The organism is Leeuwenhoekiella aestuarii (genome assembly GCF_004104055.1).
GTDB classification, from domain to species: Bacteria; Bacteroidota; Bacteroidia; order Flavobacteriales; family Flavobacteriaceae; genus Leeuwenhoekiella; species Leeuwenhoekiella aestuarii.
Map to the genome: position 1 here is coordinate 1239309 of NZ_QOVJ01000001.1, position 24325 is coordinate 1263633.

Sequence of the window (24325 nt, forward strand, 5' to 3'; positions counted from 1 at the left end):
TAAAACTTATTTATAACTTACGTAGAAGCTAAAAATATCAGGGGATTTTTCCTGTTTTTCAGAGAGTTGATGTGTTTTTTACAGGTTTTGATTAAAAATTTGACAAGAATAATTAGTAATCCGCATTGATTTTATGAATTGCTTTGTCTAAAACTCATTAAATTTGAGTAAACATAAAATTTATGCTGAAAGATGCTATTTTAAATAGGAGATCTATTTTTCCTAATCAATTTTCAGACAAGAGGATTACAAAAGATCAAATCAACGAGCTGCTTGAAGTTGCAAACTGGGCACCCACTCATCGAAAAACACAGCCCTGGAGATTTAAAGTTTTTAAGGACGATGCATTATCACTTCTTGCTGATTTTGTAACTAAAGCATATACAAAAGATACTCCTGCTGATAAATTTTCAGATTTTAAACTGAAGAAAAGTATTCAAAAAATTGAAACAAGCGGTGCTGTTATTGCAATTTGTATGCAACGTGATCTTAAATCAAGTATCCCAGAATGGGAAGAAGTTGCCGCTACCGCTATGGCAGTGCAAAACCTATGGTTAATGGCTGGAGAGCTGGGGTTTGGAGGATACTGGAGTTCTCCGGGGTATATTAAAGAAATGAATATTGATCTTAAGCTGGAAGAAGGAGAGCGTTGTCTCGGTTTTTTCTATCTGGGTGTGTATGAGGGTGAGCAGCTCATAGGAGAGCGGGATACTATAGCATCAAAAACGACGTGGTTTTAGAACTATTCTTTAATTACCACACCGTCTTTCATTACAAATAACACTTCGTTTAAGGTATTTATATTTTCAATTGGATTGTCAGAGACAGCAATAATATCTGCTTTAAATCCCGGTGCTATTTGTCCTAAATCACGTTCTGATTTTAATACCATAGCGCTTGTAATTGTAGCGCTTTGTATGGCTTGCATAGGTTTCATTCCTGCTTCGACCATATAGCCAAATTCTTTAGCGTTATCTCCATGAGGAAACACTCCTGCGTCAGTACCAAAAGCGATTTTAACTCCCTTTTTATAAGCCATTGCAAAAGTCTGTTGTAATTGTGGACCTATTTCTAATGCTTTAGGAACGATTACAGCAGGGTAGTAATCTTCTATTTTTGCTTTTTCTGCTACATATTTTCCGGCACTTAAGGTTGGAACATAATAAGCGTCATGCTCAATCATTAGTGTTGCGGTTTTTTCACTCATTAAGGTGCCATGCTCTATAGTTTTAACCCCAGCTCGAATGGCACGTTGCATCCCTTCATCTCCATGTGCGTGCGCCGCCACCTGCAAATCGTAGTCTTTGCCGGTTGTAACAATAGCATTGATTTCTTCTTCTGTAAATTGTGGATTTTGACCATTTTTCGCAACACTAAGAACACCTCCCGTAGCAGTTATTTTAATCCAGTCGGCACCATTTTTATAACGCTGTCTCACAGCTTTGCGGGCATCATCTATACTGTTGATGACTCCTTCTTTAGGTCCGGGATCTCCTATTAATTCTTTACTATTTCCATTAGTGGGATCTGCATGACCACCTGTAGTTCCAATAGCTTTTTCTGCAGTAAAAATGCGGGGACCTATTACTTTGCCTGAGTTTATAGCATTTCGCAGTGAAACATTTACACCACTTCCTCCTAAATCGCGTACCGTTGTAAAACCGGCTTTTATGGTGCGTAGTGCAATTTCCTGAGCTTTGTAAGCAACATCTGCCTCATTTAGGGTGAATTTCTCTAGATATTTATTAGGACTGGTTTCACTTTCGATATGTACGTGCATATCAATAAACCCGGGCAATACGGTTTTAGATTTCAAGTCAATGATTTCACCATTTCCACTCTGAAAACCATCAAGAATTTCCTGAATAGAATCAGCCTCAACTACTATGGTTTTTTCTTCGAGAACTCTCCCGTTTTTGGTGTCAATTAACTTACCTACTTGCAAATAGGTTTTTTGAGAAAAGGCATTTATACTGAAAACACAAACAGCCAGAAGAAGAAAGTTACGCATAGTGGTTAGTATTTAATCAATAAATTCTATGATTTTAGAAGTAATATACTCAATTTGCTCATCATCAAGCTCTGTATGCATTGGTAAAGAAATCACCTCTTTTACTAATTGATTGGTCACGGGAAAATCTTTTTCGTCATAACGCTCGTCTGCATAAGCTTTCTGTTTATGCAACGGAATAGGATAATAAACACCGCAAGGGATGTCGTGAGCATTAAGGTGCTTAACCAATGCATCACGGTCAACGTCTTTTAAGCGCAAAGTATATTGATGAAAAACGTGACAATCACAAACCTCACAGATCATAGGGGTTGTAATCTTAGGATGATTGTTTAGTTTTTCAGAATATTTTCGGGCAGAAGCTCTACGTTTTGCATTGTAATCATCAAGATGCGGAAGCTTAGCACGCAAAACAGCAGCTTGTATAGAATCTAATCTTGAGTTTACACCTACAACATCGTGATGGTATCGCTCGTACATGCCGTGGTTTACAATTCCTCTAATTGTATGAGCTAAAGCATCATCATTTGTAAAAATAGCACCGCCATCTCCATAGCAGCCTAGATTTTTAGAAGGAAAAAAAGAAGTACTCCCCACGTGTCCAATGGCACCAGTCTTTATCTTGCTTCCATCTTTACGGGTATAATTTGTACCAATTCCTTGCGCATTATCTTCAATTACAAAAAGGTTATGCTCTTCAGCAATCTCCATAATTGCATCCATTTCTGCGACTTGACCAAAAAGGTGTACAGGAACAATAGCTTTAGTTTTTGGCGTAATAGCCCGTTTTATCGCTTCAACATCTATGTTAAAACTATGTGGATTCACATCGACTAAAACAGGTGTAAGTTGCAATAAAGCAATAACTTCTACCGTTGCGGCAAAGGTGAAGTCTGCAGTAATCACTTCATCACCAGGTTTTAAACCCAGCCCCATCATTGCGATTTGTAAAGCGTCTGTGCCGTTAGCACAAGGGATGACATGTTCTACACCTAAATATTCTTCAAGTTCTTTTTGAAAACCGTGAACTTCAGGACCGTTTATGAATGCTGTGTTGTCAATTACTTCTTGAATAGAGCGATTTACCTGCTCCTTTATAGGCTCGTATTGACCTTTAAGGTCAACCATTTGTATTTTTTTCATAGGTGTTTTTTATGCCGAAAATTTAAAAAATCAAAAGTTGAGAAGTGATTTTCCTAATGAAAATCCGGTCATTTTCTGGTAAGACGAAAGTACGAAATCTAGCCGCTTCAACCAATGTCTTTTTTTACGGAAAAGGCTACTTTTGTGAGGTTATGAGGCATATCTATTCCTTTTTTATTGCACTTTTTCAGGCCTTACTTCCGGTATTGGGACTATTCAGCTCTAAACTGAAAGAATTCAGGAGTGTACGTAAACCAGTATTTTCTTATTTAGAGAGTAAAATTAATGGTTCAGATCGGTTGATCTGGGTACATGCCGCTTCTTTAGGTGAATATGAGCAAGCAGTACCCGTTCTTGAAGCTTTGAGGGTTGAATACCCAAAGCATAAAATACTACTTACTTTTTTTTCGCCTTCAGGCTATACCATAAAAAAAGACACGCCACTAGCAGATATTGTTACCTATTTGCCGCTTGACACCAAGTCTAATGCAAACACTTTTATAAACTGTTTAAGTCCTGAATTGGTGCTTTTTGTGAAGTATGAATTTTGGCCTAATTATTTAGAAAAATTAAAACGCAATAACATTCACACTATATTGATATCTGGAGTTTTTAGAGAAAGTCAACCTTTTTTTAAGTTTTACGGAAGTTGGATGAAGAAGTCCTTAAAAGCTTTTAATTACTTCTTTTTACAAAATGAATCTTCTTTGAAAAATCTCAAAAAATTAGGGTTTGCAAATGGAGAAGTTAGCGGAGATACACGTTTTGACCGTGTGAGCAGACAACTTGATTATAATAATACCTTAGAGTTTATTGCTGAATTTAAACAAGACAAGCTTTTGCTGGTTTGTGGGAGTACTTGGCCAGAAGATGAAGCAAACTTACTGGATTTTATCAATAGTAAAGCAGATGTTAAGATCGTTCTTGCACCACATAAAATAAATGCAGAAAAGATTGAAGATTTCCGCAGTAGGCTGAATAAGAAGGTGATCTTATATTCTGAATTGCAATCAAAAAACCTACAAAAAGCTGATGTTTTGATCATTGATGCCATTGGTTTTTTGACTAAAATTTATGCTTATGCAGACCTAGCATATGTGGGCGGTGCTGCTGGTAATACTGGGTTGCATAATGTATTAGAGCCGGCAACCTTTGGGCTTCCTATTTTAACCGGAACGCATATAGAGAAATTCCCAGAGGCTGGTCAACTCAATAGGTTAGCAGCATTATTTACTGTAAAGACCCCCGAAGAAACTTCAGCGGTTTTAGAAAAATTGATTTCAGATAAAAATTTTAGAGAAAAGACAGGTATAATTTCGGGTCAGTTTGTTTCTCAAAACACGGGAGCAACACGCTCAATTATAAATTATTTGAAAAATCAAACACTTACCGCCTGATTGAGGTAGTTTCTAAAAGGCAGCATTTCTTTGTAAACTTGGATTACGTGATTCTCAAAATCGTCACTAGTAACTAGCTTTTGAGTAAGATCTGTTTGTACAGCAAAACTCTTTTTACGCAATAATTCTATGTATTTATGGTCTTGAGGAAATCCTTTAGGTGCAGTTTTAAGACTATCGCCATCCTCTATCAGCCAGCCAAACATCTTTTTAAATCCGGGTTTGTTTAAAATCTCCAGTAGTTCTTCCCCGTTATAATCAATGGCTTGCCTGATACTTTTAAGTAAAGAAGATTTTGGTTTGTAAAAGCCTCCGGCAATAAAACTTTCTGAAGTGCCTAAATGTATATAAAAATCTCCCTGCTTAGGTTCTTGATCAAGACCTGCACCAACATGATCTTTATAAATAGGCTTGTTTGGGTGATAAAGTAGATTATTGTTGATGCGATTTATGGCTTTTTTACCTGGTGTATGGGTATAATCAGGGTCAATCTCAGCGAGTTTTATGTCCATTTTATTCAGCCAATCAATGTAGAAATCTCTAACCTCGTAATATCTATTTCGATTTTCGTCCATCCATTCTTTAGAATTGTTTTGCTGAAGCTCGCGTAGAAAATCATAAAGTTTATAAAAGCTCATGTTTTTAGGTTAAAGGTAATGACCGGAGATTTCAAGAGTAGTAAATAGTTGCTTTTTAACGCATTCTTTAGAATTTTTAGCAATCATTTACCAAATTAAAAATAAAAGCAGTCATTATTCTGTATAGATTTGCCCTTCAACCAAATTATGAAATTATGAAAAAAGTAATTGGAATTTTTGTTTTAAGTCTTTTAGCTTTCAACACGTTTTCTTGTAGAGAAACTAAAGAAAAGGAAACAGTGATTGTAAAAGAAGTTGAAGTAGAAGATGACCGCGAAGGTATTCTAGAGCGTACAGCAAAAAAAGTTGATAATGAAGTGAATAAAGAAATCGATCAGGAAATTGAAAATATCGGAGACGATAATTAATATTGAAATTATGAAAAAGATAAGCATATTAGCGAGTCTACTAGTAATGGTTACACTTTCTGTTACTTCTTGTCGTGAGAAGAGTGAGAAAGAAAAACTAGTAGAAGAGATGAAAGAAGAAGGTGCTGAGATCGAAACAAAAACAGACGATGACGGCAACTATAAGATGAAAATGGAATCTGACGATAAAGAAGTCAAGATCAAAGAAGATGCAGACGGCGATACTAAGATCAAAGTAGATCACTAAGCCTAAGTATCATTAGAAAACAAAAACCACTTCTTTGAGGTGGTTTTTTATTTTTTATACAATTTATAATGCTACTTATTTAAAATTGCGCATTTGATTTTTTAATTCTTCCATGCCTTGTTGTAGTTCGCGTAAAAGATTACTTTCTGACGGAGAATCTAAGTGAAAAGTAAGTTTACTATTTACTTGCCACAATTCTTGAATATCACTTACCTGAACTTCAAAGGGTAAATATTCTTGATTCAGAGAAATTAATAGAACTTTAGAAGGGTCAGGTAATTTTTGTAATTTTTTGATCACAACTGCATCTGGCATAACAACTACATAAACCCGGTTAGTTATGGCTTCGTCCATATTTGAAATGGCTTTACCTAAAACCCAGTCTTCGGGCATAAAATTAGGTAGCATGCTATCTCCTTCTATTTGAAAACCACGGTATGTAGCGTTACGATATTGTGGTAACGGGAGATCAAAAGCAGGGAGTTGTTGATACCATTCAACATCTTGTACATTATGTGGATATCCTGCAGCGGCTTTCTGATTAACCATAACCAGATTTTCATTATCATCAACATCGACGGTAACCACTTTTGGACTTACATCTCCTTTTCCAGCGTGTATAAGCTTCTGATTGCTGTAACCAAAAAGCCATAACGGGTTCACATTATAGAGGCGTAAGAGTTCGGTTACTACTTGACCAGAAAGTTTGGTCCTTCCGCGTTCAATATCTGCTGTAGAATTTTTAATTCCCAAAGCTTGAGCAAACTCAGTTTGCGTTAAACTCTGTTCCTCGCGTATTTGCTTAAATCGACGTACGTCGCCGGTTACATCATTGATTCCCATATGGTAAATATACTTTAATTCGGAATAAATCCAATTTAAATATAGGAAAAAATCCTTCAATAGGGAAAAATGCTTTAATTTCGTAAAAATTCCAGGCTATGAATTTTGAGAGAATTAGAGAAAAATTAAATATTCTTGCTGATGCAGCCAAGTATGATGTGTCGTGTTCCAGTAGTGGAAGCAAGCGTAAAAACACGACAAAGGGTCTGGGGGATAGCTCGGGTATGGGTATTTGCCATAGTTATACTGAAGATGGGCGGTGTATCTCTTTGTTGAAAATTCTATTGACCAATCATTGTATTTTTGACTGTGCCTATTGTGTCAGCCGAAAGAGTAATGACATCAAGCGCGCGGGATTTAAGATCCAGGAGGTAGTAGACCTCACTATTAATTTTTACCGTCGTAATTATATTGAAGGTTTATTTCTAAGTAGCGGAATTTTCTCAAGTCCAGATTACACGATGGAACGATTGATAGCTGTTGCTAAGAAGCTTCGGCTTGAGGAGAATTTTAATGGGTATATTCATTTGAAATCTATTCCCGGTTGTAGTGATGAGTTGATGCGGGAAGCCGGTTTGTATGCAGATCGACTTTCAATTAATATAGAGATTCCTACAGTTTCTGGTCTCAAATTACTTGCACCTGAAAAAGATCATAAAGATTTTATTAAGCCTATAGAAAAGGTTAAGAATGAAATCATACAATACCAGGCAGATAAAAAGCTTATTAAAAATACCCCGGTCTATGCACCGGCGGGCCAGAGTACTCAGATGATCGTAGGCGCTACGGGAGAGAGCGATAAAGATATTATGTATTCTGCAGTACATTATTATAGCACTTATAAGATGAAACGGGTGTATTACTCAGGTTACGTACCGGTTTTGCATGATGAGCGTTTACCGGCATTAGGAACCGAAGTGCCTATGCTTCGTGAGAACAGACTCTATCAGACAGACTGGCTGTTGCGCTTTTATGGTTTTGATGTACGTGAGCTTTTGAATAATCAGCATCCTAATCTTGATATTGATATTGATCCAAAATTGAGTTGGGCATTGCGTAATATGAATTTGTTCCCAGTTGATGTGAATAAAGCAGACAAGCGAATGCTGGCTAGAATCCCCGGGTTGGGAATGCTTTCAGTTAACAAGATTTTAAATGCCAGAAAGTATAGGAGACTCAATTGGGAAAATCTAAAGGCTATTGGTATTGCGATGAACCGTGCTAAATATTTTATAGTTTGTGATTCTAAAGACTGGGAACACAAAGATCTAGAGCCGGCTCATATAAAGAGTATGATTTTACAAAGTTCTCAAAGTAAATATCAGAAAATGTACAACAAGCAGTTGAGATTATTTAATTGATGAAAACTCAAAAGCTTAAATACGACGGTACTTTTGAAGGATTGCTTACTGCGATTTTTACCGTTTATGAAGAGCGTTTATCTTCTGCTCACATAATTGAAGAGCGCTTTTTTGAACCTGACTTTTTCTCAGAATTGATTACGGTTTTTACAGATGAGAATAAGGCTTCGCGAGTTTGGGAAGGATTGAAAAGTTTTCAGCAGTTTAGGACTTCGGTTTATCGCTCATTCCTAAGCGGACTGCCTGATAAAGAAGTACACATTCTGGATGCGATTCAATATGTATTGAAAACAAAAAATGATAAAGATTATGGGCATCCTTCGGTTTTGAAAATGGCTCAAATCACTAAACAGATCGGTCGTGAAAAACACAGAATGGAAGCTTTTGTCAGGTTTAAGCGAACAAAAGATGATATATATGTGGCGATTATAGAACCTGATTTTAATGTACTTCCTCTTATAGCAAAGCACTTTAAAAACAGGTATGCAGATCAGCAATTTGTAATTTATGACAGGTCACGCAGTTATGGTATTTTTTATGATCTAAATTCCGTTCAATTTATTGAGCTCGATTTTAACGATACTGTCTTGAAAGAAGCTCTTCACGATGAGGAAAAGCATTATGATGAGATGTGGCAAGACTATTTTATAAGTACCGGCATTAAAAGCAGAATCAATAAAAAATTGCATTTACGCAACGTTCCCAAACGGTATTGGAAGTATTTAAATGAAAAAAAACCACTTTAAAAAGAATTAGCTATTTTTAGTTTCTTAACCAAAAAATCCAAATTATGAAAAGAATTTTTTTAAGTGTATTGATGATTGCTTTTACAATATCTGTTTACTCATGTAGAGAAACCACTCAAGAAAAAACAGAGGAGGCAGTTGAAGCTATGGGAGAAGATATTGAAAATGCAGCAGAAGAAGCAGGTGATGCAATACAAGAAGGTGCAGATGAACTAAACGATGAAATTCAAGGAAATGATGATGTGATGGACGACGATGCATAAGTATCATATTTGAAGAATAAAAAAGCATTTTAAAAGTAATTTTAAGATGCTTTTTGTTTTTATATTCAGAATAGTTGTATTGAAAAATTAAAAAAATGTTTACTCTCTGTTAATCAAATTGTTGTGAAGATTGCGATATTTTTATCAAATATGTAAATCGATGAAAAATTTAATAAAATTTAAGAATAAGCGATGTTAATTTATATACATTTGACACTGATTAACGCTAATTAAAATTACATCAATTATGAAAAAATTTATGTTCAGTGCATTTGCACTATTACTAATGGTTTCTGTTTCTGCTTGTCGCGAAACTACTGAAGAAAAAACTGAAGACGCTATGGAAAGCGCTGCTGATGATATGGGTGATGCTATGGATGATGCAGGAGATGCTGTAGAAGAAGCTGCTGAAGACACAGGTGACGCTATCGAAGATGGTGCTCAGGAAGTAGAAGACGAAGTTGAAGGAAACGACGACATGTAATATTCTCTTTTGAGATAAAATAGAAAAGCCCCGAAGTGATTCGGGGCTTTTTTTATGAGTATTTTTTTACTTTTTAAATAGCAGCAATACTTGTTTGTGCTTGTCTGTCTATTTTTTTCACAAGACCTTGTAAAACTTTACCCGGACCTACTTCAATAAATTCAGTAGCTCCGTCTGCCAGCATATTTTGAACGCTTTGTGTCCATTTTACAGGGGCAGTTAATTGAAACAATAAGTTCTTCTTAATTTCCGCAGGATCTGTTACTGCAGTAGTGCTTACATTCTGATAAATAGGACATTTAGGTTCGCTAAATGTCGTTTTTTCTATAGCTGCTGCAAGTTCTTCACGAGCAGGCTCCATAAGTGGTGAGTGAAAAGCACCCCCTACCGGTAGTACAAGAGCACGTTTTGCTCCACGTTCTTTAAGTCTTTCGCAAGCTTCGTTAACAGCTTCAACAGCACCAGAAATTATAAGTTGTCCCGGGCAGTTGTAATTTGCAGCTACTACTACACCATCAACATCTGCACAGACAGCTTCAACCAGTTCGTCTTCTAGGCCTAAAATAGCAGCCATTGTAGAAGGTTTTGAATCGCAAGCTTTTTGCATCGCCTCAGCACGTTGTGACACCAGTCTTAAACCATCTTCAAAACTTAAAGCACCATTAGCCACAAGAGCTGATATTTCTCCTAATGAGTGACCGGCAACCATTTGCGGTATTGCTTCTTCACCTAAAGCTTTAAACAGCGCTACCGAGTGCAAAAAGATCGCAGGCTGAGTAACATTAGTCTCTTTAAGTTCTTCGGCGGTGCCTTCAAACATAATTTTGGTAATGTCAAAACCTAAGATTTCATTTGCTTTTTCAAATAATTCTCGAGCGGTTTCTGATGCTTCGTAAACATCTTTACCCATTCCGGTAAATTGAGCTCCCTGTCCGGGGAAGATATATGCTTTCATAATTAAATTTTTCTAAATAGTGTTGCAAAAATACACATACACAAATGGATTTAGAAATTATAAATACACGAGGGGTATTTATTCTTATAAAGTTTCTAATTTTGAGTGATATAGGAAACGATCTTAATGATGAACAACAATCAATATTTTAAAATAGTTGCTCTATTACTATGTACTTTTTCAATGACTGGTATGTTTGCGCAATACGATGCAATAAGCAATATCCCTCTCAAGCAAGATCATAGATATCAATGGTCTGATGAAAGCAAAAGAGCATTTCTAAAAGAGTCTAAAATGCAGGTTGAATATTTTTTAGAACAAAAAAATTCTGACCAGTATATTTACATCGTAGATGGCCAAGTATTAGATACTAAAGTTCTTCAAGAGTTTAAAGCCAGCATACTTAAACAGGCAAAAGCTATTCATTTTGTACGCTCAGTAGATAGTATTATGGGATATCCTTCTAAACGGAAACGTATGTTAGTCTTGATTACTACAAATATTGTTAGTGATAAATAATCTTTCTGACTAATCTATTTATACTTTTAATGAGCCGGTTTCGCCAAGATCGGTTTTATCTCCTGTAACTGCTGAATATGCCATTTTTAAAAGGCTTACAAACTTATTAGACTTGGAGTCCCAATATTGAGCTGTTTTAGGAACAAATTTTATAGCGGTAAGATTAGGGTCGTCAATTCCCTCAAACCAGGCATCATCGCTTTTGCCATATAGATCTTCAAGAATAGCGCTCTCTTTTGTGATACTAGCAGAGCCATAAACGCTCAAAAATTCCATATCAGATGGTTTTGCATAGAATAATTGCGCTTCAGGATCTTTCTGAATATTGGCATTGTGATCACTATCTGCACCACTTAAGAACCAGATGTTCCCGGCATCATCAACTTTTTTTGTTGACATTGGGATGGCATCAATTGGAGAGTGTTTTAAATCTGTAGCCAGCATTGCAAAATCTATAGAAGTGGCGAGCTCTTTTAATTTTTTAAGGGCTTCTTTATTGAAAAGGTTTCCGGTACTCATAGCTATATTTTTTATTTAAAGTTAAACCGAAAAGAATCGTTGAATTATCAAGACTTCGCCAAAATTTAGTCAGAAAGGATTAAAGTCTGTTAATAATCAGCGGTATTCTGCAAGTATCGCTTTTGCGGAAGCGTAATAGTTTCCGCCAAAAAGATTTACGTGAACTAATATATAATAGAGTTGCCAGAGCCGCATGCGCTCTTCCCATCCTTGTTGAAGTGGGAAAACGTCATTATAATGGTTGAAAATATCAGAATCAAACCCACCAAAAAGATGCATTAAAGCGATATCCATCTCACGTGGTGCGTAGCAGGTAGCAGGGTCAATAAGTATAGGCTCTCCGTTTTTACCTACCATAAAATTACCAGACCACAGGTCGCCGTGAACTAAGGCTGCCGGTTCATCTGGAATTAATTTTGAAATTTTTGTGTAGAAATCTTCAATGTTTGAAAATGAATAGCCGCGTTGATTAGCCATTTTAAACTGAGGTTGTAAGCGCTGATTGATATAAAAATCGACGGCATTCTCTTCTCTTGCATTGTATTGTGGTAAGCTGCCGATATAGTTGTCTTTTTCAAAGCCAAATGCATCAGTATTTTGATGCATTGCAGCTAACTGATGTCCGAAACTTTCTAAAAAGCTAGCAGTTTTAGTGCCAGACTCTAGATATTCAAGTAGCAAAAAACTTTGATCTTTACAGATTCCTGCTTGAATAACCTTGGGAGTTAAAAAACTATTAGAATCTGCAATATGCTTAAGCCCTAACGCTTCAAGCTCAAACATATTAGGAAATTTACTTGCTCTATTTACTTTAATGACCAGATTTTTAGCTCTGGTTGTAATTTTATAGACCTCATTAATATCTCCGCCAGAAAGCGGACTGATTTTTTCAATCTGAGTGTTGAGTATCTGAGATAAATGAGTTTTAAAGGTCTCGTTTAGCATAGGTTAAATAAGTAAATGCATAATCGTGGCGTTCATCTTTTTGATGTTCTTCAGAATTGATTAACTCCCACTTATCCTCATCAATTTTAGGGAAAAAAGCATCTGCTTCAAAAGTCTCATGAACACGTGTGAGCTCTATATGTGTAGCTTGATCTAGGGCAAGTTTGTAAATCTCTCCCCCACCAATAATAAATAGTGTTTCATCTTCTTTTTTACTGCTGTTAATGGCATCTTCAAGGCTGTTTACGACAACAATTTCGTCTGGAGCCTCATAATTTTTTTTACGGGTAATTACAATATGTTTACGATTAGGAAGCGGTTTAGGAAAGGTCTCAAATGTTTTACGCCCCATTATTATAGGATGATGCGAAGTGAGTTTTTTAAAGCGTTTAAAATCATCAGGTAGATGCCAAACCAGATCGTTGTCTTTACCCAGTGCATTATTTTCTGCGGCAGCAGCTATTAAAATAATTTTCATGATTAGGAATTTAAAGGCTTATCAGGTCTGGATATAAATGTGTTTTGTTTTGGGAGTGGGTGCTCTCTATCAACCTGCTCCTGCAGTTTTGCGATTTTAGCTTTTTGCTTATTAACCAGTTTATCAATTTGATCGTGTTCCCATTTTTTATTCATAAAACTGCCTAGTAAAAAGACATTGAGAAAATGAATTAGAAATAAGAAAAACCAAATTAAGATCGCCCATACAAACCAATCAACCTGACCCGGTCTAAAATCTGAACCGAAGTCTAAAAATTTATTCAGAATAATTAATAAAACTGCCCCGGCAAGAAACACAACAAAATGTCTAAAAAGATTCTTTTTTTGCTTGACCCGGTATTGTGCATATTCAATAAGTTCTCGCTGCTCGCGATCTATTTTTCTAGTTTCTTGCTTTTTTGAGAACATAAGAAAAGGTAAATTGTGTGAGAATCAAATTTACAAGTTTTAATCACGTTACTACCTTATGAAAAACTTAAAAAAGGAATTTCCGGTCACGGCAAATTATACGCATCTTAATACGGCTGGGACGGGATTACTTTCAGAAACCTTATTGGATTTTAGGCAAAATCATGATTTAGATTATCTCGTGATGGGAAGCCTGATGAAAGACAATCAGGATAAATTCACCACAAAAGTACGAGAAGAGGTCGGCAAGTTTTTTAACTGTAAAGCTCAGAATGTTGCCCTTGTCACAAGTTTTTCTACCGGCTTTAATGTATTCCTAGAAGCTTTGCCTGCTAAATCTAAGGTGTTGCTTCTTCAGGAAGATTATCCTTCTATAAACTGGCCTGTTGAAGCCCGTGACTTCGATATTAGTTATGCGAAGATAGATGTAAATCTTGAAGACAATATTCTTAAGGCGGTTGAAAAGGAAAAGCCAGAAGTTTTATGTATTAGTCTTGTGCAATACATCAGCGGAGTGCAAATAAATTTAGAATTTTTAAAGTCGCTCAAAGCGGAATACCCTGATCTTTTGATTTGCGCAGATGGAACTCAATATTGTGGCGTTGCTCCGTTTGATTTTGAAAACAGCGGAATAGATGTTTTAGGAGCAAGTACTTATAAATGGCTTAATGCAGGGTATGGTAATGGTTTTTTTCTATTTAAAGACGCGGTTAAAGATCGCTTAAAGCCTAAAGCTGTAGGTTTTGCATCTATTCGAGGAAAGTATAAAGAGGCAGGTGATACTTTGATAGGAAAATTTGAGCCGGGACATTTAGACACGTTAAACTCAGGAAGCTTACAAGCAGCGATACAACTTGTAAATAAGATAGGATATAGCGCGATCACGACTCAGATCGAACTTCTTAAAGAGAAAGCTCTGAATGCATTTGCTGAGCGCAATTTATTAGATGACGTTGTTATAAATAGAAAACAGCATTCTTCCATATTTAATATAAAAGGAGATCAGCAACTTTTTGAAAAATTAAAACAAAACGATATAATCTGTTCACAACGAGGAGATGGAATACGGGTAAGCTTCCATTATTTTAATACAGAAGACGATTTAGAGAAGCTTTTGAAGTTAATTTAGCATTAAAAGTGTATTTCTCTCTGTTAAATTAATAGATAATAAAAATTAGGTAACGTTTTCGTATTTCGGTATTCATTTTGAAAAGTTTTGTAACGTGATTTTTTCAAAAAAATAAGTCTAAAAACCTGATTTTTTGAGGATTGTCAATTTACAATTATAAATTTGTAAAGAACTTAAAAAGAATTTGTTATGCCTATTACTAAACAATTTTTAAAATCAAAACCAGAGTGTAAAGTTACATTCACTGTGCTAGACACTGAAGCTAATTCTATTGCTGTTGCAGGAGATTTTAATGACTGGGAAAAAGCAGAATTAAAAAAACTAAAAAATGGTTCTTTTAAAGGGGCTATGAATATACCTGTAGACTCTACGTATGAATTTAAATATTCGGTAGATGGAGAATGGGTAAACGAGCCAGAAGCTGATGGCTTTAAATGGAATGAGTTTGCAGGCGCAGAAAATAGTGTTTTAAGTCTATAATAATTAAAAGGGCAAGTTTTAAACTTGCCTTTTTTTATTTCACTTTAAAAACATAATCTGTAAAGCGATTGCGGTTGTCACTATATTGAGTTAGTGTTTCAAGCCCGGCTTCATTTGCAAGCCACTCAACGATATCGTCGTCATATTTCTGTGAAATTTCGGTATGAATACTTTCCCAAGCGGTAAAGTTGATTTCAAGATTTAGCTTTTTAATAGTTACTTTTTGATCTTGTGTGCTAACTAAAAAACTCTTTGCAGTCCCTGTTTCTGGGTCGTAGACAGGCCAATGCTTAAATTTATCTGTATTAAAATCGCTTTCTAACTCTTCATTAATGCGATGCAGTAAGTTTTTATTAAAGGCTTCTGTAATTCCCTGGCTGTCATTATAAGCACTCAAAATTAATTCTGGGTCTTTCTTTTGATCAAGCCCCATAAATAAAAGATCACCATTTCGCATTGACTTTCTGATATTGATTAAAAAATCTACGGCCTGAGGATGCGTGAGGTTTCCTATATTAGAGCCTAGAACCATAATCACCATTTTACGGTCTGTGTCTCGGTTTCCTAAGTTTTTTAAGACTTCAAAATACGTTCCCTGCTCAGGTTTGATGTCTATTTTAGGCCATTTTTGATTGATGGCATCTTTGAGTTCATCAAGCATATTCTGGCTGATGTCAATAGGCTTATATGTGAAGTTGATTTTTTTAGTAGCAAATTCTTCGAGTAGAATTTTTGTTTTTTTTCCGTCACCAGCACCTAATTCTACCAAATTGAAACCTGCTTGTTCCTGAAATAAATTTGTAATTTCTTCTTTGTGAGTGTCAATTATATCGTACTCACAGCCTGTAAGGTAATATTCAGGGAGTGCCATGATTTGTTGAAAAAGTTTGTCTCCCCTCTTATCATAGAACCATTTTGAAGAAATTTTTTTAGGAAAAGCGGTTAGGCCCTCGTAAACTTCTTGTTCAAAGGCTGTTTTAAATTGTGTTTGCTGCTCTGTTTTCATAAAACCTAATTACCTGGCCAGACGTAAACCGGTGAATTGCCATCTTAGTTGAGGATGAAAAAAATTGCGATAAGTTGCTCTTGTGTGATTTTCTGAAGTAGCTATAGAGCCACCTCTAAGTGTTTTTTGACTTACCATAAATTTGCCGTTGTACTCTCCAAGTGCTCCAGGAGCTTTTGTGTAATTGGGGTAGGGCAGGTACGCACTTTCTGTCCATTCCCAGCGTTGCCCCCAATCAAATTTACTCTGAGCGATTTCCCATTCAAATTCTGAGGGTAGTCTTAGACCTTTCCATTGCGCGTAAGCGAAAGCCTCGTAGTATGAAATATGTGTTACGGGTGCTTGTAGATCAAGTTTTTGAACTCCATTGAGGTGATAGCAAAACCATTTGCCATCTTGTTTTTGCCAGTATTGTGGTGCAGAAATATTATTGTTTTTTACCCAATCCCAACCTTCACTATGCCAAAGCAAAACTTGATCATAGCCACCATCTTCAATAAATTGAAGGTAGTCTGCATTAGTAACAAGTTCGCTTAAAATCTGGAATTCCTGTAGAAAAATTTTATGCCTTCCTAATTCATTATCATAACAAAAGCCAGAGTCATTATGACCTATTTCATAAACCCCTTCCTCGATAGAGAGCCATTCCGCATCCTTACTTATAGTTTTATATTCATTAAAATTGGGTGAATATACCGGCTGGAGAGGATTGTTTCCTAAAATATATTTAATGTCAGTAAGTAAAAGCTCTTGGTGTTGTTTTTCGTGATGTATCCCTATTTCTATAAGTTCTTCAAGTTCTTTTGAAATATCATTTTCCTGAAGTAAATTTTCTAGAGCAGAAGTCACATACTTGCGATATGCATAAACCTCTTTAACAGTTGGTCTTGATAGATTACCCCGATCTGTACGCACTACGCGAGCTCCCATGCTTTCATAATAACTATTGAATACAAAGGCAAATTGCTTATCAAACTCTTTATAATCAGATTTGTGCTTTTTGAGAATGAAATCCTCAAAAAACCAAGTCGTATGTCCTAAATGCCATTTTGGAGGGGAGACATCAACTATAGGTTGTACCACATAGTCCTCTATCTGCAAGGGTTTGCAAATGGTTTCTGTATGTGTTCTTGTTTTTAATAAAAAGTCTAAAAGAGCAGATGTGCTAACAATCATAGCAATAAATATAACTTTGAGTTATTCTCAAAGTTAAACATTTAATGCTTTGAGCCTTTTGCGTATAACGTTAAGCCCTAGTTAAAAGGTGAATGGCATTGAGTATTTTATCGCTCTTGGTTTTCCGCCTGCTTGCCCAGGAGTCATTTTAGGAATTGCTAAAATGTTGCGTTTTGCTTCTTCTTGAAGAACTTTAGTGCCGCCTTTTACGCCAAGAATTTGTGGTTTTCCTTCTTCGTTGATTACAAAATCAACCACCACCTTTTCTTTAACACTGCCTCTTTTGTAGCCTTCAGGGAATTTAAAGTTAGAAATAACGTGTTGTACCAGTTGCTTTTTAAAACAAGCTTTTTTTTCTGCAATAGAACCTTCACAACCCGGCCAAACCGGAGGGATTTCTTTGATTGAAATTGCATTACCAGATACGGTGATGCCTTCTTGTGCATACGTGATACCAGCTAAAAGAAAAGCTGCGACAAAAATAATAGGCCTCATGATGTTGAAGATTTGGGTTTAAACTGCGACAGCACCTTTAATATGTGGATGCGGATCGTAATTTTCTAATTTAAAATCATCAAACGTAAAACTGAAGATGTCTTTTACTTCAGGATTAAGTGTGATTGTCGGTAAGGTGCGTATTTCTCGGCTCAATTGCAAATTTAATTGCTCTATATGATTGTTGTAAATATGCGCATCGCCAAAAGTATGTATAAAATCTCCCGGAGCATAGTCGCATACTTGTGCCATCATAATTGTGAACAATGCATATGAAGCTATATTAAAAGGTACGCCCAAAAATACATCTGCACTGCGCTGGTAAAGCTGGCAAGAAAGCTTAGGTCTTTTGTCTTCTGCATCGGGATTTCCCGGGGCAACATAAAACTGAAAGAAAGCGTGGCAGGGAGGCAGTGCAGCTTTTCCGTTTGCGACGTTATCTGCAAAAGATTTTGAGGTGTCTGGCATAACGCTTGGATTCCAGGCGCTTACAAGCATTCTTCTGCTGTTTGGGTTATTTTTTAAAGTTTCAACAACCTCTTTGATCTGGTCAATTTCTTCGCTATTCCAGTTGCGCCATTGATGCCCGTATACCGGCCCTAAATTGCCATTTTCATCAGCCCATTCATTCCATATGCGTACACCATTCTCTTTAAGGTAATCAATATTTGTATCACCTTTTAAGAACCATAAAAGTTCATATATGATAGACTTTAAATGCAATTTCTTTGTCGTAACCATCGGGAATCCTTCACTAAGATCAAAACGCATTTGATAACCAAATACACTTAATGTTCCTGTACCTGTTCGGTCTCCTTTTTGTACTCCTTCCTCTAAAATATGTTTTACAAGGTCGTGATATTGCTTCATGATAATAGGCTTCTAAAGAATAGAATTCAAAAGTAAGGAATTACTTAATTTTAATTTGATTGTGATTTTTTTTTAACGAGATACTTATTAACTAATAATAATGATTATTTTCGCTTTCTTAAAAAAACCTTAATTTAGTTAAATGGTCTTAAAAACTATCGCTTACCCTTTCGGAGAAGTTAAGTACTACGAAGGTTTCATTCACGTGAAATTTAATGAAGATCTTGACGAGGTTAAAATTGAATATTCTAAGAAGTTATTCGAGGATATTGAAGGTTTTTATGGGTCAGAAAAATATATTCTAATTTCAGAACGTAATCTCAAAACAAGCTTTAACGCAGATTTGATGAAAAATTTGAATCTTTCTAAAATGAGAGGTTTGGCTGTCGTATCTGAAGAAGGAGTGAGTCGTCGTGAGGAACTTATAAAAGAACAAAGCTTATTTAAAGGCTCCTTTGCATATTTTACAAACTATAAAGCAGCTGAAGAGTGGGCTAGAACTTTTGATTAAGAGTTTAACCTATAATCATCCCCGCTATAGTTGCAGAGAGTAAGGAGGCTAATGTACCTCCTAAAACAGCTTTAAGGCCAAATTCTGAAAGCGTTTTTCGTTGTCCTGGAGCTAAAGATCCAATACCACCTATTTGTATACCTATCGAAGCGAAATTGGCAAAACCGCAAAGCAAATAAGTAGCCATAATAACCGATTTTTCATAAGTAAAGCTTAGCGCATTTACCGGGTTTTTTAATTCTGCTAGTTGAATGTACCCTACAAATTCACTTGCGGCTAGTTTTATTCCTAACAGTTGTCCCATTAACATCACATCTTCAGAAGCGACACCTATAAGCCACATCAGAGGAGCAAAAATGGATCCTAATACAGATTCTAAAGAGAAATTACTGTATGGTGTATTCGCGGCAAGAAAATCATTAAGCATTGTGACTTCGCCTATTTTATTAAAGCCATAATTTATCATTGCTATAAAGGCAACAAAAACAAGAAGCATTGCGCCAACATTGGCAGCGAGCTTTAAGCCTTCGGTAGTACCTGTGGCAATAGCATCTAATATATTGGAGCCTATTTTATCTGCCGAAACTTCAACTCGAGGATCTATTTTTTCTTGTTGAGGATATAATAGTTTAGAGATCACAATAGCGCCGGGAGCAGCCATTACTGAAGCAGCAAGTAAGTGTCTTGCGAATTCTAATCTTAAAGTAGCATCATCCCCACCTAAAAAACCAATATAGGCTGCGAGTACTCCACCTGCTACGGTTGCCATACCACCAATCATAACTAGCAAGATTTCTGAACGGGTCATACGCTCCAAATAAGCTTTGATCATTAAAGGAGCTTCAGTTTGACCTAAAAATATGTTGCCAGCTACAGATAAGCTTTCGGCACCAGAAATGCCCAATAACTTTGTAAGTATCCAAGCCATCCCTTTTACAATAATCTGAACTACACCTAAATAGAATAAGACTGAAGTTAGAGCAGAGAAGAATATTATTGTAGGTAATACTTGAAATATAAAAATGAAGCCGTAACTTTCTGTATCCATCATTCCACCGAGAAGAAATTCACTACCCGCTGCAGTAAAATCTAGAATCTTGACAAATATTTTTCCTACGAATTCAAAAGCTTTTTGAACAAAAGGAACTTTTAACACTCCAATGGCTAGCAATAACTGAGCGGCAAGACCAACCCCTATTGTTTTCCAGTTTATTGCTTTTCTGTTATTGCTAAATAGGTAAGCGATAAGTAACAGACAGATCATCCCCAAAACTCCTCTCCATAAACTATCAAAAGAAAAACCTGCGTTAGGTATGAGTTTTTTTGTTTCGTTTATAGGCAATACTTCCTGAACGCTTTGAGCAAATGAGGAAACTGTTGTGATTGAAGAAATGAGTAGGAAAAGAAGTAGTTTTCGCATCTATATTAATTGCGTTTAGAAATTTCGTCACGAATTTTTGCCGCAGCTTCATAATCTTCGGCAACAACAGCTTGTTCTAAAAGAGAATTGAGTTCGCTAAGTGATAGCTTTTTGTAATCTGTAGATCCAGAATTTTGTTCTTCCTCATCAACTACAAGTTGATCAACAAGAATATCATCATCTTCGTCGTCTTCACTCATTTTATCCTGCTCAGAACCTTTAAGGTAAATCCCTGCTTTATCAAGAATGTTCTTATATGTAAATATAGGGGCATCAAATCGTAAGGCTAGTGATATAGCGTCACTGGTTCGTGCATCTATAATTTCTTCAATATTATCTCTTTCACAGATAATACTGCTATAAAACACACCATCTACTAATTTATGTATGATGACCTGTTTAATAAGAATGTCAAAACGATCTGCAAAATTCTTGAAAAGGTCGTGTGTAAGCGGGCGAGGAGGTTTTATTTCTTTCTCAAGAGCAATAGCAATAGATTGCGCTTCAAAAGCACCTATAACAATAGGTAATTTACGATCACCTTCTACTTCACTTAGTATTAAAGCGTATGCACCATTCTGTGTCTGGCTGTACGATATTCCCTTGATATTCAAACGCACTAAACTCATAAGTTGCAAAAATATAAAAAGGCTGTTTAAAAGAGGACAAATATCCAAATTTAAACAGCCCTTTGAACGGTTGAAAATACTAAAATTAAGAGTTACTTGCTTTAAACTCTTTTAATTTTTCATTTAATTTAGGTACAACCTCAAAAGCATCGCCTACAATACCGTAATCTGCGGCTTTAAAAAAAGGAGCTTCCGGGTCTGTATTAATAACAACTTTTGTTTTTGAAGCGTTGATTCCTGCGAGGTGTTGTATCGCTCCAGAAATACCTATCGCGATATATAAGTTAGAAGCAACCGGCTTACCAGTTTGTCCTACGTGTTCGCTATGGGGTCTCCATCCCATATCAGAGACTGGTTTGGAGCAAGCCGTCGCTGCGCCTAGAATATCTGCCATCTCTTCGATCATACCCCAATTCTCAGGGCCTTTAAGTCCGCGACCACCACTAACAACGATTTCTGCATCTGCGATAGTAACTTTATCTTTTACTTTATCTACTGATTGTACCTCAATATTGAAATGCGAATCGTCAAGACTTGGCTCAAAATTTTCTTCAGAAGCGTCTTTCTGAACTTCTTTAAGACCGAAACTATTTTTAGAAAGTCCGATAACTTTCACATCGGTTTTGATTTCGGTGTGATTGAACGCTTTGTTGGTAAACGCGGTGCGCTTAACAGTAAACGGAGATTCGCTTTCAGGTAATGCAACAACATTAGATGCGTAACCTGCGTTGAGATCAACAGCTAAAATAGGAGCAAGGTATTTTGCATTGGCACTACTGCTCAATACAATTACTTTTGATCCTTCTTTCTGAGCAGCTTGAGTTAGTGCGCTGGCATATGCGTTTGCAGTAAATTTAGCAAGTTTGTCATTTTTTATGTGAACAACTTTGTCTGCGCCGTAAGCGCCTAGTGAAGTGGTTTCGTCTGCATTAATTGTGAGTGCAGTAACAGTGGTGTTCATCATATCTGCAATGCCACGGGCATAGCTTACTACTTCATAAGCCGTTTTTTTAAATCTTCCTTCTTCTGATTCTGTAAATACTAAAACTGACATATTTTATATTTTTTGTTTTCTGCCTAAACAGAAATAGGATTCATAAATAAATTAGATGATACGTGCTAGATAGCTTTAGCCTCGTTATGCAATAAGTTTATTAGCTCATCTAAATTGTCTGGTGAAACTAACTTTACCTCACCTTTAGGTGCTGGTTTTTCAAAAGAAACAGCTTTAGTTTCTGTTTCTGCACCTTGTGGTTCTTTTACCTCAAGAGGTTTTTTACGTGCCATCATAATGCCTCTCATATTAGGAATTCTCAAATCGCTTTCTTCAACCAAGCCTTTTTGACCACCTATTACTAATGGAAGTTTTGCACTTACAGTTTCTTTACCGCCATCTATTTCACGAATTGCAGTTGCCGTTTCACCATCAATATCAAGACTGATGCATGTGTTTACAAAACTAGCACCAATAAGGTTTGCAAGCATTCCCGGTACCATTCCTCCATTATAATCTATAGATTCACGACCAGCGATTATAAGGTCGTAATTACCTTCTTTAGCAACTGCGCTCAACTCTTTAGCAACTTGAAAACCATCTAAAGCTTCGGTGTTGATTCGTATTGCAGAATCTGCTCCTATTGCTAAGGCTTTGCGCAGAGTAGGTTCAGTTTCAGGGCCACCTACATTAATAATGTCTACAGTTGCGCCTTGTTTCTCCTTAAACCACATTGCGCGGGTAAGGCCAAACTCGTCATTAGGGTTGATTACAAACTGAACCCCATTAGTATCAAACTTAGTGTCGTTGTCTGTAAAATTGATTTTTGAAGTCGTATCAGGTACGTGACTGATGCACACTAATATTTTCATATATAAATTTTTATGTGTAACTATTTCGTTTTCGTTACGAAAATAAGCATTAAAATCGGAAATTTGCTATGCGTGCATAACAAAATTTAGTTAAAACCGATTCTTTAGGGAAGATTTAATTCCTATTTTTGCTGTCCCTGCAAAATTGGTGATTTTGCTGACTATGCGGGGTATAAAAATCAAAAATAACTAGCTTGATTTTTAAGTTTTTTTTGACAGATTATGTGGCATAGTTCACAAATTATAGATTTTGATTAATAGTATTCTTACATCCATTTTTATTTATGAAAACAATACAATTTAGGGAAGCCGTTTGTGAGGCCATGAGTGAAGAAATGCGCCGGGATGAGGCCATTTATCTTATGGGTGAAGAGGTAGCAGAATATAACGGTGCATACAAAGCATCTAAAGGTATGTTAGATGAGTTTGGTGCAGACCGTGTTATAGACACTCCAATCTCAGAACTTGGGTTTGCCGGTATCGCTATTGGGAGTGCGATGAATGGTAACCGCCCTATTGTAGAATATATGACATTCAACTTCTCACTTGTGGGAATTGACCAAATTATAAATAACGCAGCAAAAATACGCCAGATGTCTGGTGGTCAGTTTAACTGTCCTATTGTTTTTAGAGGCCCTACAGCTTCTGCCGGTCAGTTAGGTGCAACACACTCTCAGGCTTTTGAGAGCTGGTTTGCAAATACACCGGGACTTAAAGTTATCGTACCATCTAACCCTGCTGATGCAAAAGGTTTATTGAAATCTGCTATACGAGATGATGACCCGGTTATCTTTATGGAAAGTGAGCAGATGTATGGTGATAAAGGTGAGGTTCCAGAGGGAGAGTATCTGATTCCTATTGGAGTTGCAGATATTAAGCGCGAAGGTACAGATGTAACTATTGTTTCCTTTGGTAAGATTATAAAGGAAGCTTATACCGCTGCAGACGAATTAGAGAAAGAAGGTATTTCTTGCGAAATTATAGACCTACGTACGGTAAGACCTCTTGATATAGATGCAGTTATTGCATCGGTTAAAAAAACAAACCGTTTGATCATTCTAGAGGAAGCTTGGCCTTTTGGAAACGTTTCTACTGAAATTACCTATCAGGTTCAGGAAAAAGCATTTGACTACTTAGATGCTCCTATCGTAAAAATAAATACAGCAGACACACCAGCTCCATATTCACCAGTTCTTTTGAAGGAATGGATACCTAATAGCAATGATGTTGTTAAAGCTGTTAAAAAAGTACTTTACAGATAATTAGATACTACTATCTTTGAAGCTTCATTGGCCTATGGTTAATGAAGCTTTTTTTGTTAATAAAGGTTTCTTTTTGCGACAAACAGAACTTGGCAGATTAAAGAATCGTAGATAGCAATACTATTTTAGATTAATC

30 protein-coding genes are annotated in these 24325 nt (G+C 36.3%); 13 read left to right on the top strand and 17 right to left on the bottom strand.

Annotated elements, in window-relative coordinates:
- Window positions 1–182: 182 nt before the first annotated feature.
- Window positions 183–740 (top strand): nitroreductase family protein, encoded by a 558-nt coding sequence (locus DSM03_RS05425; RefSeq protein ID WP_128759968.1) that lies wholly within the window; start codon window positions 183–185, stop codon window positions 738–740.
- A 2-nt stretch (window positions 741–742) separates the two neighbouring features.
- Here DSM03_RS05425 and DSM03_RS05430 read toward each other — a convergent pair whose 3' ends face one another.
- Together DSM03_RS05430 and DSM03_RS05435 are read right to left on the bottom strand one after the other, a co-directional pair.
- Window positions 743–2011, bottom strand: a complete 1269-nt coding sequence (locus tag DSM03_RS05430) for a metal-dependent hydrolase family protein (protein ID WP_128759969.1) — start codon at window positions 2009–2011, stop codon at window positions 743–745.
- A gap of 12 nt (window positions 2012–2023) precedes the next feature.
- Window positions 2024–3154: a DegT/DnrJ/EryC1/StrS family aminotransferase gene (locus tag DSM03_RS05435; protein ID WP_128759970.1), complete on the bottom strand. Its 1131-nt coding sequence runs from the start codon at window positions 3152–3154 to the stop codon at window positions 2024–2026.
- Window positions 3155–3306: 152 nt separating this feature from the next.
- Here DSM03_RS05435 and DSM03_RS05440 point away from each other — a divergent pair, with 152 nt between their 5' ends.
- Entirely contained in the window at window positions 3307–4551 is a 1245-nt protein-coding gene (locus DSM03_RS05440) for a 3-deoxy-D-manno-octulosonic acid transferase (RefSeq protein ID WP_128759971.1), read from the top strand.
- On the opposite strand, the gene DSM03_RS05445 is transcribed toward DSM03_RS05440, so the two are convergent.
- Window positions 4533–5189 carry a DUF2461 domain-containing protein gene (locus tag DSM03_RS05445; protein WP_128759972.1) on the bottom strand — a complete coding sequence of 219 codons (657 nt, stop codon included), beginning with the start codon at window positions 5187–5189 and terminating at the stop codon, window positions 4533–4535. The genes DSM03_RS05440 and DSM03_RS05445 overlap by 19 nt on opposite strands.
- Window positions 5190–5344: 155 nt before the next feature.
- Here DSM03_RS05445 and DSM03_RS05450 point away from each other — a divergent pair, with 155 nt between their 5' ends.
- Both DSM03_RS05450 and DSM03_RS05455 read left to right on the top strand, forming a co-directional pair.
- Window positions 5345–5557 carry a hypothetical protein gene (locus DSM03_RS05450; RefSeq protein WP_128759973.1) on the top strand — a complete coding sequence of 71 codons (213 nt, stop codon included), beginning with the start codon at window positions 5345–5347 and terminating at the stop codon, window positions 5555–5557.
- Window positions 5558–5567: 10 nt separating this feature from the next.
- Complete coding sequence (locus DSM03_RS05455) at window positions 5568–5804, top strand: hypothetical protein (protein ID WP_128759974.1); 237 nt, start codon at window positions 5568–5570, stop codon at window positions 5802–5804.
- A gap of 75 nt (window positions 5805–5879) precedes the next feature.
- Here DSM03_RS05455 and DSM03_RS05460 read toward each other — a convergent pair whose 3' ends face one another.
- Window positions 5880–6647 carry a LexA family transcriptional regulator gene (locus DSM03_RS05460; RefSeq protein WP_128759975.1) on the bottom strand — a complete coding sequence of 256 codons (768 nt, stop codon included), beginning with the start codon at window positions 6645–6647 and terminating at the stop codon, window positions 5880–5882.
- A gap of 98 nt (window positions 6648–6745) precedes the next feature.
- Between DSM03_RS05460 and DSM03_RS05465 the strand changes: the two genes are divergently transcribed.
- The 4 genes from DSM03_RS05465 (at window position 6746) to DSM03_RS05480 (ending at window position 9501) form a co-directional block, all read left to right on the top strand.
- Window positions 6746–8008, top strand: coding sequence for a putative DNA modification/repair radical SAM protein (locus DSM03_RS05465; protein WP_128759976.1), 1263 nt, complete (start codon window positions 6746–6748; stop codon window positions 8006–8008).
- Window positions 8008–8754, top strand: a complete 747-nt coding sequence (locus DSM03_RS05470) for a TIGR03915 family putative DNA repair protein (RefSeq protein WP_128759977.1) — start codon at window positions 8008–8010, stop codon at window positions 8752–8754. The genes DSM03_RS05465 and DSM03_RS05470 overlap by 1 nt, the downstream gene beginning before the upstream one ends.
- 44 nt (window positions 8755–8798) lie before the next feature.
- Window positions 8799–9017: a hypothetical protein gene (locus tag DSM03_RS05475; protein ID WP_128759978.1), complete on the top strand. Its 219-nt coding sequence runs from the start codon at window positions 8799–8801 to the stop codon at window positions 9015–9017.
- Window positions 9018–9264: 247 nt separating this feature from the next.
- Window positions 9265–9501, top strand: coding sequence for a hypothetical protein (locus DSM03_RS05480; RefSeq protein ID WP_128759979.1), 237 nt, complete (start codon window positions 9265–9267; stop codon window positions 9499–9501).
- A 73-nt stretch (window positions 9502–9574) separates the two neighbouring features.
- On the opposite strand, the gene fabD is transcribed toward DSM03_RS05480, so the two are convergent.
- Entirely contained in the window at window positions 9575–10456 is an 882-nt protein-coding gene (gene fabD, locus DSM03_RS05485; RefSeq protein WP_128759980.1) for an ACP S-malonyltransferase, read from the bottom strand.
- A 183-nt stretch (window positions 10457–10639) separates the two neighbouring features.
- On the opposite strand from fabD, the gene DSM03_RS05490 reads away from it, so the two are divergent.
- Window positions 10640–10975: a hypothetical protein gene (locus DSM03_RS05490; RefSeq protein WP_128759981.1), complete on the top strand. Its 336-nt coding sequence runs from the start codon at window positions 10640–10642 to the stop codon at window positions 10973–10975.
- 18 nt (window positions 10976–10993) lie between these two features.
- Here DSM03_RS05490 and DSM03_RS05495 read toward each other — a convergent pair whose 3' ends face one another.
- The 4 genes from DSM03_RS05495 to DSM03_RS05510 all read right to left on the bottom strand — a co-directional run bounded on the left by DSM03_RS05495 (window position 10994) and on the right by DSM03_RS05510 (window position 13345).
- Entirely contained in the window at window positions 10994–11494 is a 501-nt protein-coding gene (locus DSM03_RS05495) for a pyridoxamine 5'-phosphate oxidase family protein (protein ID WP_128759982.1), read from the bottom strand.
- Window positions 11495–11590: 96 nt separating this feature from the next.
- A complete protein-coding gene (locus DSM03_RS05500) occupies window positions 11591–12439 on the bottom strand; it encodes a fructosamine kinase family protein (RefSeq protein WP_128759983.1) in 849 nt (282 codons plus the stop codon).
- Window positions 12420–12917 (bottom strand): dihydrofolate reductase, encoded by a 498-nt coding sequence (locus DSM03_RS05505; RefSeq protein ID WP_128759984.1) that lies wholly within the window; start codon window positions 12915–12917, stop codon window positions 12420–12422. Before DSM03_RS05505 ends, DSM03_RS05500 begins: the two co-directional genes overlap by 20 nt.
- 2 nt (window positions 12918–12919) lie before the next feature.
- Window positions 12920–13345: a 2TM domain-containing protein gene (locus DSM03_RS05510; protein WP_128759985.1), complete on the bottom strand. Its 426-nt coding sequence runs from the start codon at window positions 13343–13345 to the stop codon at window positions 12920–12922.
- A 58-nt stretch (window positions 13346–13403) separates the two neighbouring features.
- Here DSM03_RS05510 and DSM03_RS05515 point away from each other — a divergent pair, with 58 nt between their 5' ends.
- Window positions 13404–14474 (top strand): aminotransferase class V-fold PLP-dependent enzyme, encoded by a 1071-nt coding sequence (locus DSM03_RS05515; protein ID WP_128759986.1) that lies wholly within the window; start codon window positions 13404–13406, stop codon window positions 14472–14474.
- A 189-nt stretch (window positions 14475–14663) separates the two neighbouring features.
- Entirely contained in the window at window positions 14664–14954 is a 291-nt protein-coding gene (locus tag DSM03_RS05520; RefSeq protein WP_128759987.1) for an isoamylase early set domain-containing protein, read from the top strand.
- A 34-nt stretch (window positions 14955–14988) separates the two neighbouring features.
- On the opposite strand, the gene egtD is transcribed toward DSM03_RS05520, so the two are convergent.
- The 4 genes from egtD to DSM03_RS05540 all read right to left on the bottom strand — a co-directional run bounded on the left by egtD (window position 14989) and on the right by DSM03_RS05540 (window position 18501).
- Entirely contained in the window at window positions 14989–15960 is a 972-nt protein-coding gene (egtD, locus tag DSM03_RS05525) for an L-histidine N(alpha)-methyltransferase (protein ID WP_128759988.1), read from the bottom strand.
- A 9-nt stretch (window positions 15961–15969) separates the two neighbouring features.
- The gene (egtB, locus tag DSM03_RS05530; protein WP_420813119.1) at window positions 15970–17133 is read right to left on the bottom strand and encodes an ergothioneine biosynthesis protein EgtB; all 1164 of its coding nucleotides are present in this window, start codon (window positions 17131–17133) and stop codon (window positions 15970–15972) included.
- An 84-nt stretch (window positions 17134–17217) separates the two neighbouring features.
- Window positions 17218–17631, bottom strand: a complete 414-nt coding sequence (locus DSM03_RS05535) for an energy transducer TonB (protein ID WP_128759990.1) — start codon at window positions 17629–17631, stop codon at window positions 17218–17220.
- Window positions 17632–17649: 18 nt separating this feature from the next.
- Window positions 17650–18501 (bottom strand): thymidylate synthase, encoded by an 852-nt coding sequence (locus tag DSM03_RS05540; protein WP_128759991.1) that lies wholly within the window; start codon window positions 18499–18501, stop codon window positions 17650–17652.
- 142 nt (window positions 18502–18643) lie between these two features.
- Between DSM03_RS05540 and DSM03_RS05545 the strand changes: the two genes are divergently transcribed.
- On the top strand, window positions 18644–19012 hold the full coding sequence (locus tag DSM03_RS05545) for a hypothetical protein (RefSeq protein WP_128759992.1): 369 nt from the start codon (window positions 18644–18646) through the stop codon (window positions 19010–19012).
- A gap of 4 nt (window positions 19013–19016) precedes the next feature.
- Here DSM03_RS05545 and DSM03_RS05550 read toward each other — a convergent pair whose 3' ends face one another.
- The 4 genes from DSM03_RS05550 to DSM03_RS05565 form a co-directional block, all read right to left on the bottom strand.
- Entirely contained in the window at window positions 19017–20432 is a 1416-nt protein-coding gene (locus DSM03_RS05550) for a NupC/NupG family nucleoside CNT transporter (RefSeq protein ID WP_128759993.1), read from the bottom strand.
- A 5-nt stretch (window positions 20433–20437) separates the two neighbouring features.
- The gene (locus DSM03_RS05555; protein WP_128759994.1) at window positions 20438–21061 is read right to left on the bottom strand and encodes a bifunctional nuclease family protein; all 624 of its coding nucleotides are present in this window, start codon (window positions 21059–21061) and stop codon (window positions 20438–20440) included.
- Between the two features lie 85 nt (window positions 21062–21146).
- Window positions 21147–22115 (bottom strand): electron transfer flavoprotein subunit alpha/FixB family protein, encoded by a 969-nt coding sequence (locus DSM03_RS05560; protein WP_128759995.1) that lies wholly within the window; start codon window positions 22113–22115, stop codon window positions 21147–21149.
- Between the two features lie 65 nt (window positions 22116–22180).
- Window positions 22181–22927, bottom strand: a complete 747-nt coding sequence (locus DSM03_RS05565) for an electron transfer flavoprotein subunit beta/FixA family protein (RefSeq protein ID WP_128759996.1) — start codon at window positions 22925–22927, stop codon at window positions 22181–22183.
- Window positions 22928–23211: 284 nt separating this feature from the next.
- On the opposite strand from DSM03_RS05565, the gene DSM03_RS05570 reads away from it, so the two are divergent.
- Window positions 23212–24189, top strand: a complete 978-nt coding sequence (locus DSM03_RS05570) for a pyruvate dehydrogenase complex E1 component subunit beta (RefSeq protein ID WP_128759997.1) — start codon at window positions 23212–23214, stop codon at window positions 24187–24189.
- Window positions 24190–24325 lie beyond the last annotated feature (136 nt).

Bases quoted from the DNA above. Each gene is read 5' to 3' on its own strand.
- DSM03_RS05480 (WP_128759979.1), top strand. From the start codon at position 9,265: ATGAAAAAATTTATGTTCAGTGCATTTGCACTATTACTAATGGTTTCT.
- DSM03_RS05565 (WP_128759996.1), bottom strand. From the start codon at position 22,927: ATGAAAATATTAGTGTGCATCAGTCACGTACCTGATACGACTTCAAAA.
- DSM03_RS05500 (WP_128759983.1), bottom strand. From the start codon at position 12,439: ATGCTAAACGAGACCTTTAAAACTCATTTATCTCAGATACTCAACACT.
- egtD (WP_128759988.1), bottom strand. From the start codon at position 15,960: ATGAAAACAGAGCAGCAAACACAATTTAAAACAGCCTTTGAACAAGAA.
- DSM03_RS05440 (WP_128759971.1), top strand. From the start codon at position 3,307: ATGAGGCATATCTATTCCTTTTTTATTGCACTTTTTCAGGCCTTACTT.
- DSM03_RS05490 (WP_128759981.1), top strand. From the start codon at position 10,640: ATGACTGGTATGTTTGCGCAATACGATGCAATAAGCAATATCCCTCTC.
- DSM03_RS05460 (WP_128759975.1), bottom strand. From the start codon at position 6,647: ATGGGAATCAATGATGTAACCGGCGACGTACGTCGATTTAAGCAAATA.
- DSM03_RS05455 (WP_128759974.1), top strand. From the start codon at position 5,568: ATGAAAAAGATAAGCATATTAGCGAGTCTACTAGTAATGGTTACACTT.
- DSM03_RS05560 (WP_128759995.1), bottom strand. From the start codon at position 22,115: ATGTCAGTTTTAGTATTTACAGAATCAGAAGAAGGAAGATTTAAAAAA.
- DSM03_RS05570 (WP_128759997.1), top strand. From the start codon at position 23,212: ATGAAAACAATACAATTTAGGGAAGCCGTTTGTGAGGCCATGAGTGAA.
- fabD (WP_128759980.1), bottom strand. From the start codon at position 10,456: ATGAAAGCATATATCTTCCCCGGACAGGGAGCTCAATTTACCGGAATG.
- DSM03_RS05535 (WP_128759990.1), bottom strand. From the start codon at position 17,631: ATGAGGCCTATTATTTTTGTCGCAGCTTTTCTTTTAGCTGGTATCACG.
- DSM03_RS05505 (WP_128759984.1), bottom strand. From the start codon at position 12,917: ATGAAAATTATTTTAATAGCTGCTGCCGCAGAAAATAATGCACTGGGT.
- DSM03_RS05450 (WP_128759973.1), top strand. From the start codon at position 5,345: ATGAAAAAAGTAATTGGAATTTTTGTTTTAAGTCTTTTAGCTTTCAAC.
- DSM03_RS05495 (WP_128759982.1), bottom strand. From the start codon at position 11,494: ATGAGTACCGGAAACCTTTTCAATAAAGAAGCCCTTAAAAAATTAAAA.
- DSM03_RS05435 (WP_128759970.1), bottom strand. From the start codon at position 3,154: ATGAAAAAAATACAAATGGTTGACCTTAAAGGTCAATACGAGCCTATA.
- DSM03_RS05445 (WP_128759972.1), bottom strand. From the start codon at position 5,189: ATGAGCTTTTATAAACTTTATGATTTTCTACGCGAGCTTCAGCAAAAC.
- DSM03_RS05545 (WP_128759992.1), top strand. From the start codon at position 18,644: ATGGTCTTAAAAACTATCGCTTACCCTTTCGGAGAAGTTAAGTACTAC.
- DSM03_RS05520 (WP_128759987.1), top strand. From the start codon at position 14,664: ATGCCTATTACTAAACAATTTTTAAAATCAAAACCAGAGTGTAAAGTT.
- DSM03_RS05515 (WP_128759986.1), top strand. From the start codon at position 13,404: ATGAAAAACTTAAAAAAGGAATTTCCGGTCACGGCAAATTATACGCAT.
- DSM03_RS05470 (WP_128759977.1), top strand. From the start codon at position 8,008: ATGAAAACTCAAAAGCTTAAATACGACGGTACTTTTGAAGGATTGCTT.
- DSM03_RS05540 (WP_128759991.1), bottom strand. From the start codon at position 18,501: ATGAAGCAATATCACGACCTTGTAAAACATATTTTAGAGGAAGGAGTA.
- DSM03_RS05465 (WP_128759976.1), top strand. From the start codon at position 6,746: ATGAATTTTGAGAGAATTAGAGAAAAATTAAATATTCTTGCTGATGCA.
- DSM03_RS05555 (WP_128759994.1), bottom strand. From the start codon at position 21,061: ATGAGTTTAGTGCGTTTGAATATCAAGGGAATATCGTACAGCCAGACA.
- DSM03_RS05425 (WP_128759968.1), top strand. From the start codon at position 183: ATGCTGAAAGATGCTATTTTAAATAGGAGATCTATTTTTCCTAATCAA.
- DSM03_RS05510 (WP_128759985.1), bottom strand. From the start codon at position 13,345: ATGTTCTCAAAAAAGCAAGAAACTAGAAAAATAGATCGCGAGCAGCGA.
- DSM03_RS05430 (WP_128759969.1), bottom strand. From the start codon at position 2,011: ATGCGTAACTTTCTTCTTCTGGCTGTTTGTGTTTTCAGTATAAATGCC.
- DSM03_RS05550 (WP_128759993.1), bottom strand. From the start codon at position 20,432: ATGCGAAAACTACTTCTTTTCCTACTCATTTCTTCAATCACAACAGTT.
- DSM03_RS05475 (WP_128759978.1), top strand. From the start codon at position 8,799: ATGAAAAGAATTTTTTTAAGTGTATTGATGATTGCTTTTACAATATCT.